Source organism: Streptomyces sp. NBC_01267, from assembly GCF_036241575.1.
GTDB lineage: Bacteria > Actinomycetota > Actinomycetes > Streptomycetales > Streptomycetaceae > Streptomyces.
In genome coordinates this window covers 5,383,740-5,397,386 of record NZ_CP108455.1, presented here as the reverse complement: position 1 = coordinate 5,397,386, position 13,647 = coordinate 5,383,740, and the positions used below count along the sequence as shown (strand labels likewise).

The following is a 13,647-nucleotide window of genomic DNA, read 5'->3' as shown; positions in this document are numbered from 1 at the left end:
GTCACTGCCGCGACACGTCCCACTCAAGTGTGGTCCGAAGTCGCCGTGTTGACGGCCAGTTGGCGCCACGATACGTCACGTGACGACATGTCTCAGCCGGTGGCCGATATGCCGGATGAGTCGTTCCAGATCGGGACAGTAGACACTGGGATGACGGAACCCGCTCCCGTCGGCGTACCGGTGGATGTAATTCCCGCCACCGCAGACCCGGAGCACCGGACAGCTCAGACAGTCCGCGGCCAGCGCGCCCGCGCCGAGTTGCCGGGCCACGATGCCCGGGTGGTCGAGGGCCGCGTCGAGGGGGTGGCTGAAGACGTCGAGACCGGTCGCGGGGGCGCCCTCGTAGGCGGACTTGAGCGCGTCGACCTGTTCGATCGCCCCGTCGGTGTCGATGACGACGACCGCCAGCGGGGCGAGCCCGACGGCCTCGGCGGCGGCGGGTTCGCCGAGCAGCAGGGCGATGATCGTGTGGAAGAGCCGGATGCGCGGCTGGCCGGGGCCGCCGTCCCACCAGCGGTCGAAGGCGGTGGCGAGCCAGTCGCCGTACGGGGTCGGCCCCGGCCGGTGCCGACCTGGGGCGGCGGCCTGCTTCCCCGGCGCCTGCCTTCCCGGCGTCTGCGCGCCCGGCGTCTGCCTTCCCTGCGCCTGCGTACCCGGCGTCTGCTTGCCCGGTGGCGGCGCCGACCAATTGCCGTGCGGCAGCAGCAGATCGAGCCCCGGGGGCCGCAGCGCGCGCAGACTGTCGTAGACGGCCACCGGGTCGGCCGTGACATCGATGGTGCAGAGGATCCCGGCGTACGTGCCGGGGTGCGGGCACGCGGCGAGCAGCCGGGCCGCCCGGTGCGCGGCGGGCCAGGAGGGGCGGCCCGCGTGGTCGGCGCGGCGGGCGTTCTGTGCGGCGGTGCCGCCGTCCAGGGAGAGACCGACGCGGATCCGGGCGGCGGCCAGCGTGTTCAGGACGTCCGCGGTGAGCAGGGTGCCGTTCGTCTGGACGGTGGCGGTGACCTCGCAGTCGGCGGGCACCGCGTTCCGTACCGCGTCGGCGTACGCGACGACCGGTCCGGGGCCCGCGAGCAGGGGCTCACCGCCGTGCAGTTCGATCCGGATGTGCTTCAGGCCGTGCGTGCGGACGTGTTCGCCGATGCGGTCGGCGGTCCGCCGCACGGTGGCGTCGGCGGCGCGCTGCGGGCGCTCGCGCCAACTGCTGTCCTGGCCGCGGTAGATGTAGCAGTACGTGCAGGCCAGGTTGCACCGGCTGTGCACCTTGAGGACGAACTGCCGGAAGGGCACGGCCCGGTGGCCGGCGCCGCGGTCCCGGACGGCGCCGGTCGTGGCACATCCGGTCATGGCGCGTCCTCGTAGTAGGCGATCAGCGGCTCGTGCGGGTCGCGGCCCGCGATCTCGGCGAGTACGGCGGCCAGCACCGGATGGGCGCAGTCCGGTGGAACGGTCAGCGAGGGCAGTGGCGCCTCGGTGTCGGTGTCCCCGGTCACTGATCGCCCACCTCGGCCCACAGCCGGGCGACGGCGTCCCGGGCCCTGACCCAGAGCTCCCGGGCGGCAGTGTCGCCCGCGATCTCCGACGGCTCGGCCGCGGCCATCACCCGGAGGGCGGTCTCGTACTCGCGGAGTGCCTCCACGGGACCGGCGAGTTCCTCCAGTACCGAGGCCCGCGCCAGCCGCGCCGCACCGGCCAGCGGCACGTCGTCCACCTCGGCGGCGTGCGCGTAGTGGTTGGCGGCCTGCTGGAGGTGGTCGGCGGTCCCGGTGTGCCGGGCGAGCGCGGCGGCGATGTCCCCCCGGTGCCGCCAGGCGCGGGAGGCGACGAGCGGATCGGTGGCGCCGCGGGCCGCCGCTCCGTAGGCCCATTCCGCTTCGTAGAGGTCGGCGAGCCGCCCCGACCTGGCATAGCGCGCCCCGTACGCCGAGCCGAGCAGCATCCGTCGGGCCGGCAGTTCCGCGTCGCCGTCGGGCGTCTCGTCGGCGGCCTCGCGGAGCCGGCGTACCGCGTCGTCGAAGTCGGCCGCCGCGCCGTCCCGTTCGGCCCGCTGCAACAGGGCTCTGCCGAGGCGGGTGAGCAGGGTGGCCGGTTCCGCCGGGCGCCCGACGGTCAGGGCGTCCCGCCAGTTCTCGATGGCGCCGTCCAGATGCCCCGGCTGCCCGGTGTCCGTGAAGCTCCGCCAGTACCGGTCGCCGAGGCGGCGGTGGCAGTCGTACCGGGTGGGGTCGTCGTCGGCCGCCCACAGGGCCGCGGTCAGCGCGTCGAGCACGGTCCGCCGCGGCACACCGTCTCCTTCCCGCTGCGCCTGCGGTCCTGTCCCCGCGGTCAGCTCGGCGAGTTCCAGTGCTCCGGCGGTCTTCAGCAGGATGTCGACGAGTTGGGCCCGGTCGTGGGCCGCCAGCTCCGCTCGCTGTAGGACCTGGCGGGCCCGTTCGGCGTGGTCGCGCACCGCGTCGTCGCCCTCGACGTGCCGGGCGAGGTCCAGCTCCAGGGTGCCGTGCAGCAGCCAGGTCTCGACGCCGGGCTCCGCCGCGGCCAGCCGTTCGGCGACCACCGCGGCCTCCCGCAGCAGGCCGGTCTCCACGGCCGTCGGGGTACGGGAGAGGCGGCGCAGCACCTCGATGTAGAGCCGGGCGACTGACGACCGGTCCCGCTGCGGGCCCTGTTCGGTGAGCCGCTGGAGGTGACGGCCCGCCAGGGACAGCAGCGCTCTCTCCGCCGTCCGGGCGTCGAAGTCCCGGGGGCCCTGCTCCGGGACCCGCTCCGGGTCCTCGCCCAGTACCTCCCGTGCCAGTGCGGGGTCCAGGGTGCCTTCGGCGGCGGCGAGTGCCATCGCGTACAGCACCGTGGGGAGCGCCAGCGCGTCGGAGAACTCCACGGCCTGCCACGCGCTGCTGAGGTCCTCGTCCATCCGGCGCAGCTGCCAGCGGGCCAGGTACGCCGTCGCCTGTTCCTCCCGCAGCCCCCGCAGCCGGTCCGGGCGTCCCTCGCCGTGCACGGCCTCGGCCAGCAGCTCGATCGCGGCGTCCAGCTTGCGCCCGTCGCCGCCCGATGTGTACTGACTCAGCAGCTCCGTTGCCTGTCCTGCCAGTTGGTCAACGCCGGTGTGGGCGTCGAGCAACTGCGGACGGATCCCGGCGCTGCGGCGCCGCACGGTGTCGGCGGCGACCTCCGCGAAGACCCGCAGTCCCACCGGGATCTGCCCGCCGCCGACCGGCAGGGCCGCGCCCTCGCCGAGGGCGGCGGCGGCCACCGCGGGGAAGTTGCGGGCGCTGCGGCCGAAGCGCCGCTCGACGTAGCGCGAACTGTGCCGCAGCACCAGGCGCTCCTCGCCCCGGTCCAGGCGGGCCGCGAGCTCCACCCGTACCCCGTCGAAGAATTCGTAGTACGGCTCGTCCGACAGCTCGATGTCGGCCCGTTCGGCCCGGCGGACGATCCCGCCGAGCAGGACCTCGGCCAGCGCTTCGGGGCCGGTGCCCGCCAGCATGGTGTGCTGCACGAGCCGCATAACCGGCAGGACCAGGGGTACCGCCGTCAGATATTCGGCCAGCCGCTGGGCGTGCGGCGAGGCGGTGCGCCGGAAGGCCCTGACCCGTTCCTCGCCGCTGAGCCGGGCCGCCGCGCGTACCGGCGCCGCGGAGGGGCTGTGGTCACGGCGCACCCAGCCGGCCGCCGTCAGCAGGGAATGGCCCGTCGCGCCCGACGCCAGCCGGGCCCAGCCCTCCACCGAGTTTCGCCGCAGCGCGAGCACCGGTACCGGGCGCCCCGCACGGGCCGTGGCGGCAGCCGGTCCGCTGCTGAACTCCAGCCGCCCGAGCGGCCCTTCGTGCCGCTTCAGCACCCCGCCGTACGCGGGCAGATGGGTCCGGCGCCACAACCGCTGCGGCAGCGGCTGGACGACCGCCACCGGGGTGGACGCCGACCAGCGGTAGAGCAGGCGCTGGATGGCGCCGGAGCGCCACATGGGGCCCGCGCAGTCCGAGAGCAGCAGGATGATCCGGCGCCCGGTGGGGTCGCCGAGCTGGGCGGCGGCGCGCAGCGGGCCGCCGGGGTCGGGTCCTGCCGCGTAGCCGGTGCTGCCGTCGGGGCCCTGGTGCAGGTAGCGGACCTGGACGTCCTGGAACACCCCCGCGCCGGCGCAGGTCACGTTCAGCTCCTCCAGAGCGGTCTGCCAGGCGACGGTGGAGGTGGACACGTCCATCAGGAGCAGCAGCCGGGCCTTCTGCCGCCGGGCCGCGCGCAGCACCGGGATGATCAGGCCGGTGTCGGCGGCCCGGCCCGCGGTGGCCTCCTCGTCCAGCTGCCGCCGGGGCGGGCGGCCCGGCGACCGGTAGCGGCGCAGCGGGCGCAACGCCCGCTGGAGGGACTGCGGGTCGGGCAGCGCGGGCGCGGCGGGCGCCAGGACCGGCGTGGTCTCCAGGGTGGCGGGCGCGCCCTCCGGGTCCGGCATGGTCAGCAGCGTGGGCGGCGGCGCATCGGCGTACCGCGCCTCCAGGGGACCGGGGACGACAGGGTCCGGTCCGCGGACCGGGGTCTTCCGCGCGGGCTCCGGTGGCCGGGGCTGCTCCACGGGGGCGGGTCGGCCGGTGCGGGCCGCGAGCCAGAGGGCGTCGGCGAGTTCACGGGCGTCGCAGTCGAGACCGGTCGCCCGCAGCCCGGCGATCAGTGCGCCGAGCCGTGCGGTCCGGCCGTTCTCGTCTCCCCCCGCGGACACCACTGCTCACCTGGGCCCGTTGTCGAGAGGGCGCATCAGGAGGTCGGCGACGGACTCCTGGCCGGTGGTCTGCCGGACGAGATAGATCGCGTTGAGCAACTGGTCGGTGGGGCGCACCCCGCCGTCCGCCTCGGTCCTGACGAACTGGTCGACCAGGGCGATGTGTTCGTCGTACGCCCCGGCGCCGAAGTGTGCCTGCACCATGGCGGCGAGCCGCTCGTCCCGGGGTGCCTCCAGGTCGAGGTGGATACAGCGGCGCAGCAGCGGTGCGGGGAAGTCCCGTTCGCGGTTGCTGGTCATGACGACGACGGGAAAGGCCCGGCAGCGCACCCGGCCGCCGGTGACCGGCACGCGCAGCCCGTCGTCGGTCAGCACCTGGACGGTCTCCTGCCCGGGGCGGTCGGCGACCCGCTCCAGCTCGGGCAGGGTGAACTCGCCCTCCTCCAGCACGTTGAGCAGGTCGTTGGGGAGGTCGATGTCGCTCTTGTCCAGCTCGTCGATGAGCAGCACGCGGGGCCGGTCGGCGGCGAGCAGCGCGGTGCCGAGCGGGCCGAGCCGGAGGTAGCGGCCGATGTCTCCGGTCCCGGCAGCGCTTCCGTCCCCGCTTTCCCGGCCTTCGTGGCCTCCGAGGCTTTCCGGCCGGGCGATGCGGGACAGCTGGGCGTCCTGGAGGCGGCCGATCGCGTCGTAGGAGTAGAGGCCGTCGCGGAGTTCGGTACGGCTGACGACCGGCCACTGGAGGACCCGGCCGAGCCCGAGTTCGAACGCGAGGTCGTGGGCGAGCGTGCTCTTGCCCGAGCCGGGCTCGCCCGTGATCAGCAGCGGACGGCGCAGGTAGAGCGCGGCGTTGATGAGCCGCAGCGCCTCACTGCCCGGTACGGCGAGCGGCACGACCCGGTGGCCCAGCCGCCGCTGCGTCGCGGAGTCGGCCGGCGGTACGGCGTACGGGACGGGCGGGGCGTCGAAGGCCCGCCACGGCGGCGGCTCCGGCCGCCGGTCGATACGGGTCGGATCGGGGGCCCCTGTGCCGCGGTAGATGAACCAATCGCTCATCGGTGGTTCGCTCCTCATCGGCGACAGGCGTTCCGGAATATGTACCCGCCCGGCGGGCAATCAACTTCATTTTCCGGCCATTGGCAGGTCTTGATTCGGCAGGTCTTCATGGCGAGTCCAGGGTTTCCTCGTCGTCGGCGGGCAGCGAACGCCCGGGATCGTCGTACAGCAGCACCAGCGATTCGGGCCAGTGGGTCTCCGGCCTCCGGGGGTCGATGTCCTCCCTCAGATGACGTATCCGGTCCGGGAGTTCGCAGGCCCGGTCCGTACGGTCGAGGAGCCCCTGCACCCGGCCGCGCAGTTCGGTGCAGCGTTCTTCGCAGCCGCGTCCGGTGTGCCCGTCGATGTCCCAGAGGGCGATGCCGTGACCGGCCCGCAGTGTCAGTTCCATCGCGGTGGCCCCCACCCCCCGGCTCGCGGGGCGGCAGAGCACCGGCACCGCGCCGGGGGTCAACCCCTCGTAGTATGCGGCTCGTTGGGTGGTGCCGGGTTCCGGGATCCGGGCCACCGTCAGGCGCTCCGCCCCGGCCACGGCCTGCCAGCGGATGTCCCGTTCGGCCTCCTCGCTCCACCGGCCGCGGCGCCCGAGGTCGCGCAGCACGAGGCGGCGCTGGGCGCCGAGGTGCGCGAGCTTGTTCAGACGGGCGGCGTCTTCGAGCTGCCAGCGGTGCACCGGGGTGTCGAAGCCGCCGAGCGGCAGGGCGATCTCCACGGGCAGCGGGTGGTCCGGATCGGGGTCGTGGGCGTGCAGCACCTCGTGGAGCGTGCGCCGGAGTGACTGGTGGTTGTGCCAGGCGGCGTCGACTCCCGGCGCCGCCTCCTCGTAGGCGCCGATCTGTTCGCTGCCGCCGTCCCCGGTGAAGAGGTGGATCGTCCAGTCGACGAGGGAGGCGTCGTCGTGCAGCGGGTCCATGACGACGGTGATGACCGGCCCTTCGCCGGGGCCCGGGTACGGCAGGACGGTGCGGCCCGGCTGTCCGGCGTCGGGCCACAGCTGCTCGGGCAGCCGCACCTCGGTGACCAGTTCGTGCTGGAACGGGTGGGCCACCTCCTCCAGCCTGTCGGTGATCCACTCGGACAGCTGTCCCGACTTGCCGCCGTACGCGTGCACGTACCGGGCCACGAGCTGGAGGTAGCGCAGGAAGACCAGGGCGCCGAGCGGCTCGTCGCCGTCGTAGAGCAGGCCGTAGCCGTCGCGCCAGCTCAGCAGCGCGTTCTTGGCCGGGGCCAGTTCGTTGCGGGCGGCCTTGTGGGCGACGGCGGCGATGGGGGCGCCGGTGGCGGGGGCGGGCAGCTCGGCGAGCAGGCCCAGCGCCTTGCGCCGGTCCCGCGGGGTCCAGCTCCCGGGCCCGAAGCCGGTCCCGGTGTCCTGCCGCCCGGTGCTCTCGCCGGACGACCACTGCCGGGAGATCCAGGTCTGGTGCCCCTTCCGGGCCGCGTGCCAGCTGTCGTGTCCGGCCATCACCTGCTGGTAGAGGCCGCCGAAGCCGCGCAGCGCGGCGGCGGCGATGGCGAGCCCGCCCTCCCGGTCCTTCCGGCGGGACTTGATCACCCCGACGACCTCGTTGGTGAGCGGATCGACCAGTGGCCCTCCGGAGACGCCCTTGGGGTACTCGGCTCCGGGGGCGATCACCAGTCCGTAGCCGCCGTCGTGCACGTTGATCTCGCCCTTGGCCTGGAAGGAGACGGCCCTGGTCCCGGTCCCGTCCGGGTCGCCCGGCCGGTAGCCGTGGACCAGGACGGTGCGCATCACCCGGGTGGCACGGTCGGTGAACCAGACGCATTCGTGCTCGATGTCCGGGTCGAGCAGCCGGACCAGCGCGAGGTCCCGCTCGACGGGGATCACCCGCCCCTCCCGCTCCATGAGCCGCCAGTCCGCGAGCTCCGCGTGGACGGAGATCCCGTCGTTGAAGCCGTCACCGCGGACATCCAGCTGCCCGCCGGGGCCTGCGGGCAGGTGACTGCGGACCACATGGGCGCAGGTCACCACCCAGCCGGGCGCGACGAAGAAGCCGCTGCCCCAGAAGTCCTTGCTCTCGCCGCCCACGGGCAGCAGCTGGACGGTCGCCGCCGCGGCGAGAGAGCTCACCACATGATCGGGGTCACTCATCGGCGGGATCCGCCGGGGGCTGGCCGTTCCGGGTCGTACCACCCGGGGTCACGCCGCTCGGGGCCGTACCAGTCGGGTTCGCAGTGCTCTGCTCGGCCAGCTTCCAGGTGAGGGAGACCTGGAGCGACGCCTTCGCCTCCGCCCCCGCGAGGACCGAGATGACCTTGCCCTCCTTGACGCTGAACTCCAGGCCGAAGGTGACGGTGGCCTCGTCGGGCCGGGCGGCCCGCGCCGCGGCCAGCACCGAGTCACCGACTCCGCCGATCACCCGCTGGAGGTCGTCCACCCGGTTCTGCAGGATCTCCGCGACCCCGACGTCCTCGTACCCGTCGTCATGCGCGCCGGACGGCGTCAGACGGGCGTGCACGACCGCACCTCCCGGAAGCACGATCTCCTGCACCTCGGCTGCCACAGCTCCCCCGTATCCCGGTGTACCCGCATCCCCGTGTACCCGTATCACCGTTCAAGTCGCCCTTGGACCGGGCCACTTGGATCACGACGAGGTTAATGGTCCGTACGGTTGCAGGCGACCCCGCGACCCGCCGCGAACCGGCCCGCGCGACTGCACATAATCTGGACACAGGACACCCGGCACCCCATCAGGAGCACCCCATGTACTTCACCGACCGCGGCATCGAGGAACTGGAGAAGCGGCGCGGCGAGGAGGAAGTCACCTTCGAGTGGCTGGCCGAGCAGCTGCGTACGTTCGTCGACCTCAACCCCGACTTCGAGGTGCCGGTCGAGCGGCTGGCGACCTGGCTGGCCCGGCTGGACGACGAGGACGACGAGGACGCGTAGCGACGCGTAGCGACGCGTAGCCTGGACCGGCCGGTTCTTCCCCGGCCGGTGCCGACCGCAGGCCCACATCCAAGGCTTCGGCCGGTGTCAGCCGCAGGCCCGTATCCGGGGCTTCGCCCCGTGTCAGCCGCGGGCCCGCATCCGGTCGTACGCGAGGCCCAGCGCGCCGTGCGCGAGCAGCAGCGCAGCCGCCGCCGTCCAGCCGCCGCTGCGGCGGCCGAGGCCCCACAGCGCCAGCGGGACACCCGCCGCGAGCTGGGCGGCGCCGAGCGCGCGGGCCCTCGGGCCGCGGAGCCAGGGGCCGAGGGAACTCTCCTCGAAGACATCCAGTTCGGCCCGTACGGCGTCGCGCCAGCCCGACGACTCGATCGGCTCGGTGGCCGGGTGGATCCGGGCCACCGAACGCAGCCGGTCCACCGGGTCGCCGGGGGTGAGCCCGGTGGGCAGCACCAGCCCGGCCCGGCCCAGGACCGCCGTCAGACCGAGCAGTCGGGAGCGGGAGTCCGCCACCGCGTCCGGGAGAGTCAGTTCGGTCAGCGCCTGGAGGTCCAGTACGGGGTCGAGCCCGAGCCGTGCGCCGAACGTGCGCATCGCGTCGCTCTCACCCCCCGGCGTGCCGTCCGTGAGCCATACGTATCCGACGGGCCGCCGGAACCCGGACGCCAGGGTGAAGCCCGCCCGGTCGCCGTCCCACCACAGGGCGAGCACCGGCCAGCTGGAGGCGACCGCCAGTGCGGTGGCCCAGCCACCGGCCACCCGGTCGACGGGTTCCTGCCCGTGCAGCCAGGGCTTCCCCTCGGGGACGAGCACGCTCCACACCTCGCCCGCGGGGGCGAGGAGCAGGCGCTCGCGCAGCAGATGAGCCGCGGGACGTACGGCGGCGGGGTCGGCGCGGCAGAGCAGCAGGGCACCTGTGGCGTTCTCTGACATGGCCCCACGCTAGGACAGATCCACACGTTCCACCCGCGCGCTTGACTTCGAGAATCCGCGATATATCGTGTCTAGCAGAAGACGCGATATGTTGCGTCGTAGCCGACCCGGGAGGTCAGTTCCATGTCCGAGAGGTCAGTGGCAGAGCCGCAGAAGCTCACCTTCGACAGTCCCGTGACGGCACTGAACGTGCGCATCGTCAGTGGAACGGTCAACGTGGTGGGCACCGACGAGGCCGTACTGAACGAGCAGGGCGGTGCCCGCCTCGAAGTGTCCGAGATCGACGGCCCGCCGCTGATCGTGACGCAGGAGAACGGCACGCTGACCGTGGCCTACGAGGACCTGCCCTGGAAGAACTTCCTCAAGTGGCTCGACCGCAGAGGCTGGCACCGCAGCGCCATCGTCTCGCTCACCGTCCCGTCGACGGCGAAGGTGGAGGTGGGCGTGGTCGGCGCGGGCGCCGTGGTCTCCGGGATCCAGGGGCGTACGGAAATCCGGGGCGTCACCGGCGACACCACCCTCGTCGGCCTCTCCGGCGCTGTCCGGGCCGAGACCGTCTCGGGGAACCTCGAAGCCCAGTCCGTCAGCGGCGAGCTGCGTTTCCACTCGGTCTCGGGGGACCTCACGGTGGTCGAGGGGACGGGTTCCTCCGTACGGGCGGACTCGGTCAGCGGGGACATGGTCATCGACCTCGACACGACCGGCAGGCCGACGGACATCAGCCTCAACACGGTCTCGGGCGAGGTCGCCGTCCGGCTGACCCACCCGACGGACGCGCAGGTCGACGCGAACACCACCAGTGGCGCCGTGTCGAGCGCCTTCGAAGACCTGCGGGTGAGCGGCCAGTGGGGCGCCAAGAAGATCACCGGCACTCTGGGCCGGGGAACCGGCAGACTCAGGGCGACCACGGTTTCCGGTGCCATCGCACTGCTGCGCAAGCCCGCCCCGGACGACGTCAACGAGAAGGTGCTCTGACATGGCCCCCGTCTTCGCCCACGGCCGACTCCGCCTCTACCTGCTGAAACTGCTGGACGAGGCGCCGCGCCACGGCTACGAGGTGATCCGGCTGCTGGAGGAACGGTTCCAGGGGCTGTACGCACCGAGCGCGGGCACCGTGTACCCGCGGCTCGCCAAGCTGGAGGCCGAGGGCCTGGTGACCCATGCCTCGGAGGGCGGCCGGAAGGTGTACTCGATCACCGACGCCGGCCGCGCCGAACTGGCGGGCCGCAGCGGTGAACTGGCCGACCTGGAGCTGGAGATCCGCGAGTCGGTCGCCGAACTCGCCGCGGAGATCCGCGCCGACGTCAGCGGCTCGGCGAGCGACCTGCGGCGGGAGATCCGGCAGGCCGCACAGGAGGCGCGCGGGACGTCCGGCAAGGGCGGCGCGAAGGCCGGAGCCGGTGGCGGAGCCGGAGCCCGGCCCGGTAAGGCGTTCCCCGGCTTCCCCGAAGCGTCCGACTTCTTCGACGGCGCCTGGGGCGACAAGGACGGCTGGCGCCAGGCCAAGGAGGAGTTCAAGCGCGCCAAGCAGGAGTGGAAGGACCAGGCACGCCGGGCGAAGGACGAGTCCCGGCGCGCCCGCGAGGACGCCCAGCAGGCACGGCGCCAGGCCACGGAGGCCCAGGAGAAGGCGCGCGACCAGATGCAGCGGGTCGCCCAGCAGGTGCAGGAGCACTTCGCGCGGGGCGACTGGCCCGCCGGGGTCCGCGAGGGGCTCGCCGAGTTCACCAGGGAGATGAGCCGTTTCGGGCGGGGCGCCGAAGCGGGTACGGGCCCGGCCGACGAGCCGTCGGACGTCACCGTCGAGCGCGTGGACCTCGGCAAGGAGGACGCCGCGACGCCGCCCGAGCCCGAGTGGGCCCACGAGGAGCCTTCCGGAAATCCGGCCCGCGACCTGGACAGGCTGCTGGACCGCTTCCGCGACGACATCCGGGACGCGGCGCGCGATCACGGAGTGACGGACGATCAACTACGGGACGCACGACGGCACTTGTCGTCGGCGGCGGCCCGCATCGGGGCGACCCTGCGAGCCCCGGAGAAGTAGGGCGACCCGCCGAATTCGAGCCCGGCCGGCGCTTGAGGCCACCGCGACACCAAGCACCGCACCACCCTGACGGGGCACTCACGCGGAGGCCGGTTCGAGCCCGGCCGGCGCTTGAGGTCACCCCGTGGCGCCGGGAGGGACCGCTCACCCCGTGACGGCCACCCCTCGGCGCCGGGAAGGACCGCTCACCCCGCGGGCACCTCCCGCAGCACCCGCTCCACCGCCCCGTACGACACCCCGCACCCGGCCAGCGCCTCCGCGACCGCCCCGCGCCGCCCCGTCAGCGCCAGTAGCAGGTGCTCGTCACCGAGCCGCCGGTCCCCGCGCCCCGCTGCGATCCGCAGGGCCGACCGCAGCACCTCGCGCGCCCCGGGTGCGAGCGGGCGGCGCAACGGCCTGGTCCGAGTGGCCCCGGCCGCCAACGCGCCCTCGCCGTGCGCCTCTTCGACACGTGCGACGATCGCGTCCACATCGACACCGAGCCCGGCCAGCGCCTCCAGATCGGCCTGCGACACCCCACCCCGCCGCCGGGTCTCCGCCAGTGCGCCCGACAGCTCGTCACGCCACCCCGCGGCGCCGAGGGACGTCAGCACGAAGGACCCCTTCGTGCCGCGCGCGTCGAGCAGCGCCATCAGCAGGTGCTCCTCGGTGATGGCGGACTCGCCCGCGCCGTCCGCGTACCCCACCGCACCGGTGACCACGTCCCGGGCGCCCTGCGTGAAGCGTTCGAACATCACTGCCTCCCGTGCTTCTTGTGGACCGCCTGCCTGCTGACACCCAGCTCGGTGGCGATCTCCTGCCACGACCAGCCCTGATTGCGGGCGCTGCGCACCTGAACGGATTCGAGCCGCTCCAGCAGCCGCCGCAGCGCGGCCACCGCCCGCAGCCCGACCCTCGGATCACTGTCGCTCGCCCGCTCGGCGAGATCCGTTGCATCGGTCATGGTGTCAACATAGGTTGACAACGGGAAGCCGTCAACCTTCATTGACACGGTGCGTAGGAACACAGGGCTGCCCCGTCGCCACGCACAGGTCGGCACGGTCTTCCGAAGTGCTTCCGAGGCGTGCTCCGAGCCGCCTCTAGGATTGCGCGGTGGACGTCAACAGCATGCCGACCGCCGAGGTGCAGATCTCCCCGCGACTCGTGCGTCAGCTGCTGGCCGACCAGCAGCCCGATCTCGCCGGGCACGACATCGAGGTGCTGGCCAACGGCTGGGACAACACGGTCTGCCGGCTCGGCAAACGCCTACCTGGTGCGCCTCCCCCGGCGCTCCGTGTCCGCCGGACTCGCCCTGAACGAACAGCGCTGGCTGCCGGACCTGGCCGGACACCTGCCGCTTCCCGTTCCCGCACCGGTACACATCGGGGTGCCGGGCCGCGGATATCCGTGGGCCTGGAGCGTGGTGCCGTTCCTGCCCGGGGAGATCGCGGCCCGTACGCAGCCGGCCGATCCGGGGGCAGCGGCAGTCGCTCTGGGTGAATTCCTGGCGGCCCTGCACCTGCCGGCACCGGCGGATGCCCCCACCAACCCTTCGCGCGGGATCCCGCTCGCCGACCGTACAGCCGGAGTGATGTCCCAACTGCCGCACCTGGACGACCCGTCGGAACGAGCCACCGCGATGCGCGTATGGGAGAGCGCCACCGCCACGCCCGCGTGGGGCGGCCCCCCGGTGTGGCTGCACGGCGACCTGCACCCCGCGAACATCCTGGTCGACCGCGGCCGGGTCGGGGCCGTGATCGACTTCGGCGACGTCACTGCGGGGGACCCCGCCACCGACCTGGCCGTGGCGTGGATGCTGCTGCCCACGCCGCAGCGCGCGGAGTTCCGGCGGGTGTACGGACGTGCCGACGACGGCACTTGGGCGCGGGCACGGGGGTGGGCGCTGGCCCTGGCCCTGGTCTTCCTGACCCACTCCGCCGACAACCCGCTGATGGCCGGAATCGGCCGCCGAGCCTTGGACGCGGTACTGGAAGAGGGCCGGGTATCACGGTGAGGCGT

Annotated in this window: 13 protein-coding genes; 4 read left to right on the top strand and 9 right to left on the bottom strand. The window is 73.5% G+C overall.

Annotated features, from left to right (window positions below; translation table 11 throughout):
* Positions 1 to 75: 75 nt before the first annotated feature.
* The 6 genes from OG709_RS24810 to OG709_RS24785 all read right to left on the bottom strand — a co-directional run bounded on the left by OG709_RS24810 (position 76) and on the right by OG709_RS24785 (position 8,289).
* On the bottom strand, positions 76 to 1,347 hold the full coding sequence (locus OG709_RS24810; protein WP_326694031.1) for a radical SAM protein: 1,272 nt from the start codon (positions 1,345 to 1,347) through the stop codon (positions 76 to 78).
* On the bottom strand, positions 1,344 to 1,493 hold the full coding sequence (locus tag OG709_RS24805; protein WP_250297905.1) for a hypothetical protein: 150 nt from the start codon (positions 1,491 to 1,493) through the stop codon (positions 1,344 to 1,346). The genes OG709_RS24810 and OG709_RS24805 overlap by 4 nt, the downstream gene beginning before the upstream one ends.
* Entirely contained in the window at positions 1,490 to 4,714 is a 3,225-nt protein-coding gene (locus tag OG709_RS24800; protein ID WP_329167701.1) for an SAV_2336 N-terminal domain-related protein, read from the bottom strand. Before OG709_RS24800 ends, OG709_RS24805 begins: the two co-directional genes overlap by 4 nt.
* Positions 4,715 to 4,720: 6 nt before the next feature.
* On the bottom strand, positions 4,721 to 5,767 hold the full coding sequence (locus OG709_RS24795) for an AAA family ATPase (RefSeq protein ID WP_250297907.1): 1,047 nt from the start codon (positions 5,765 to 5,767) through the stop codon (positions 4,721 to 4,723).
* Positions 5,768 to 5,873: 106 nt separating this feature from the next.
* The gene (locus OG709_RS24790; protein ID WP_266640808.1) at positions 5,874 to 7,877 is read right to left on the bottom strand and encodes a VMAP-C domain-containing protein; all 2,004 of its coding nucleotides are present in this window, start codon (positions 7,875 to 7,877) and stop codon (positions 5,874 to 5,876) included.
* The gene (locus OG709_RS24785; RefSeq protein WP_250297909.1) at positions 7,870 to 8,289 is read right to left on the bottom strand and encodes a CU044_2847 family protein; all 420 of its coding nucleotides are present in this window, start codon (positions 8,287 to 8,289) and stop codon (positions 7,870 to 7,872) included. The genes OG709_RS24790 and OG709_RS24785 overlap by 8 nt, the downstream gene beginning before the upstream one ends.
* Positions 8,290 to 8,489: 200 nt before the next feature.
* On the opposite strand from OG709_RS24785, the gene OG709_RS24780 reads away from it, so the two are divergent.
* Complete coding sequence (locus OG709_RS24780) at positions 8,490 to 8,675, top strand: DUF6104 family protein (protein WP_003966321.1); 186 nt, start codon at positions 8,490 to 8,492, stop codon at positions 8,673 to 8,675.
* A gap of 123 nt (positions 8,676 to 8,798) precedes the next feature.
* Here OG709_RS24780 and OG709_RS24775 read toward each other — a convergent pair whose 3' ends face one another.
* Positions 8,799 to 9,605 (bottom strand): hypothetical protein, encoded by an 807-nt coding sequence (locus OG709_RS24775; RefSeq protein ID WP_250297910.1) that lies wholly within the window; start codon positions 9,603 to 9,605, stop codon positions 8,799 to 8,801.
* 123 nt (positions 9,606 to 9,728) lie between these two features.
* Between OG709_RS24775 and OG709_RS24770 the strand changes: the two genes are divergently transcribed.
* On the top strand, positions 9,729 to 10,580 hold the full coding sequence (locus OG709_RS24770) for a DUF4097 family beta strand repeat-containing protein (RefSeq protein WP_329167700.1): 852 nt from the start codon (positions 9,729 to 9,731) through the stop codon (positions 10,578 to 10,580).
* A 1-nt stretch (position 10,581) separates the two neighbouring features.
* Positions 10,582 to 11,649, top strand: coding sequence for a PadR family transcriptional regulator (locus OG709_RS24765; RefSeq protein ID WP_266640810.1), 1,068 nt, complete (start codon positions 10,582 to 10,584; stop codon positions 11,647 to 11,649).
* A 185-nt stretch (positions 11,650 to 11,834) separates the two neighbouring features.
* Here the strand turns inward: OG709_RS24765 and OG709_RS24760 are convergent, their stop codons facing one another.
* Both OG709_RS24760 and OG709_RS24755 read right to left on the bottom strand, forming a co-directional pair.
* Positions 11,835 to 12,383: a Clp protease N-terminal domain-containing protein gene (locus OG709_RS24760; RefSeq protein WP_329167699.1), complete on the bottom strand. Its 549-nt coding sequence runs from the start codon at positions 12,381 to 12,383 to the stop codon at positions 11,835 to 11,837.
* Positions 12,383 to 12,592: a helix-turn-helix domain-containing protein gene (locus tag OG709_RS24755; protein WP_250297914.1), complete on the bottom strand. Its 210-nt coding sequence runs from the start codon at positions 12,590 to 12,592 to the stop codon at positions 12,383 to 12,385. Before OG709_RS24755 ends, OG709_RS24760 begins: the two co-directional genes overlap by 1 nt.
* 309 nt (positions 12,593 to 12,901) lie before the next feature.
* Between OG709_RS24755 and OG709_RS24750 the strand changes: the two genes are divergently transcribed.
* The gene (locus tag OG709_RS24750) at positions 12,902 to 13,642 is read left to right on the top strand and encodes an aminoglycoside phosphotransferase family protein (protein ID WP_329167698.1); all 741 of its coding nucleotides are present in this window, start codon (positions 12,902 to 12,904) and stop codon (positions 13,640 to 13,642) included.
* The last annotated feature ends 5 nt before the right edge of the window (positions 13,643 to 13,647 follow it).

Excerpts from the sequence above, each read along its gene's own strand:
- OG709_RS24810 (WP_326694031.1), bottom strand. The coding sequence starts at position 1,347 with ATGACCGGATGTGCCACGACCGGCGCCGTCCGGGACCGCGGCGCCGGC.
- OG709_RS24795 (WP_250297907.1), bottom strand. The coding sequence starts at position 5,767 with ATGAGCGATTGGTTCATCTACCGCGGCACAGGGGCCCCCGATCCGACC.
- OG709_RS24790 (WP_266640808.1), bottom strand. The coding sequence starts at position 7,877 with ATGAGTGACCCCGATCATGTGGTGAGCTCTCTCGCCGCGGCGGCGACC.
- OG709_RS24780 (WP_003966321.1), top strand. The coding sequence starts at position 8,490 with ATGTACTTCACCGACCGCGGCATCGAGGAACTGGAGAAGCGGCGCGGC.
- OG709_RS24775 (WP_250297910.1), bottom strand. The coding sequence starts at position 9,605 with ATGTCAGAGAACGCCACAGGTGCCCTGCTGCTCTGCCGCGCCGACCCC.
- OG709_RS24770 (WP_329167700.1), top strand. The coding sequence starts at position 9,729 with ATGTCCGAGAGGTCAGTGGCAGAGCCGCAGAAGCTCACCTTCGACAGT.
- OG709_RS24765 (WP_266640810.1), top strand. The coding sequence starts at position 10,582 with ATGGCCCCCGTCTTCGCCCACGGCCGACTCCGCCTCTACCTGCTGAAA.
- OG709_RS24760 (WP_329167699.1), bottom strand. The coding sequence starts at position 12,383 with ATGTTCGAACGCTTCACGCAGGGCGCCCGGGACGTGGTCACCGGTGCG.
- OG709_RS24755 (WP_250297914.1), bottom strand. The coding sequence starts at position 12,592 with ATGACCGATGCAACGGATCTCGCCGAGCGGGCGAGCGACAGTGATCCG.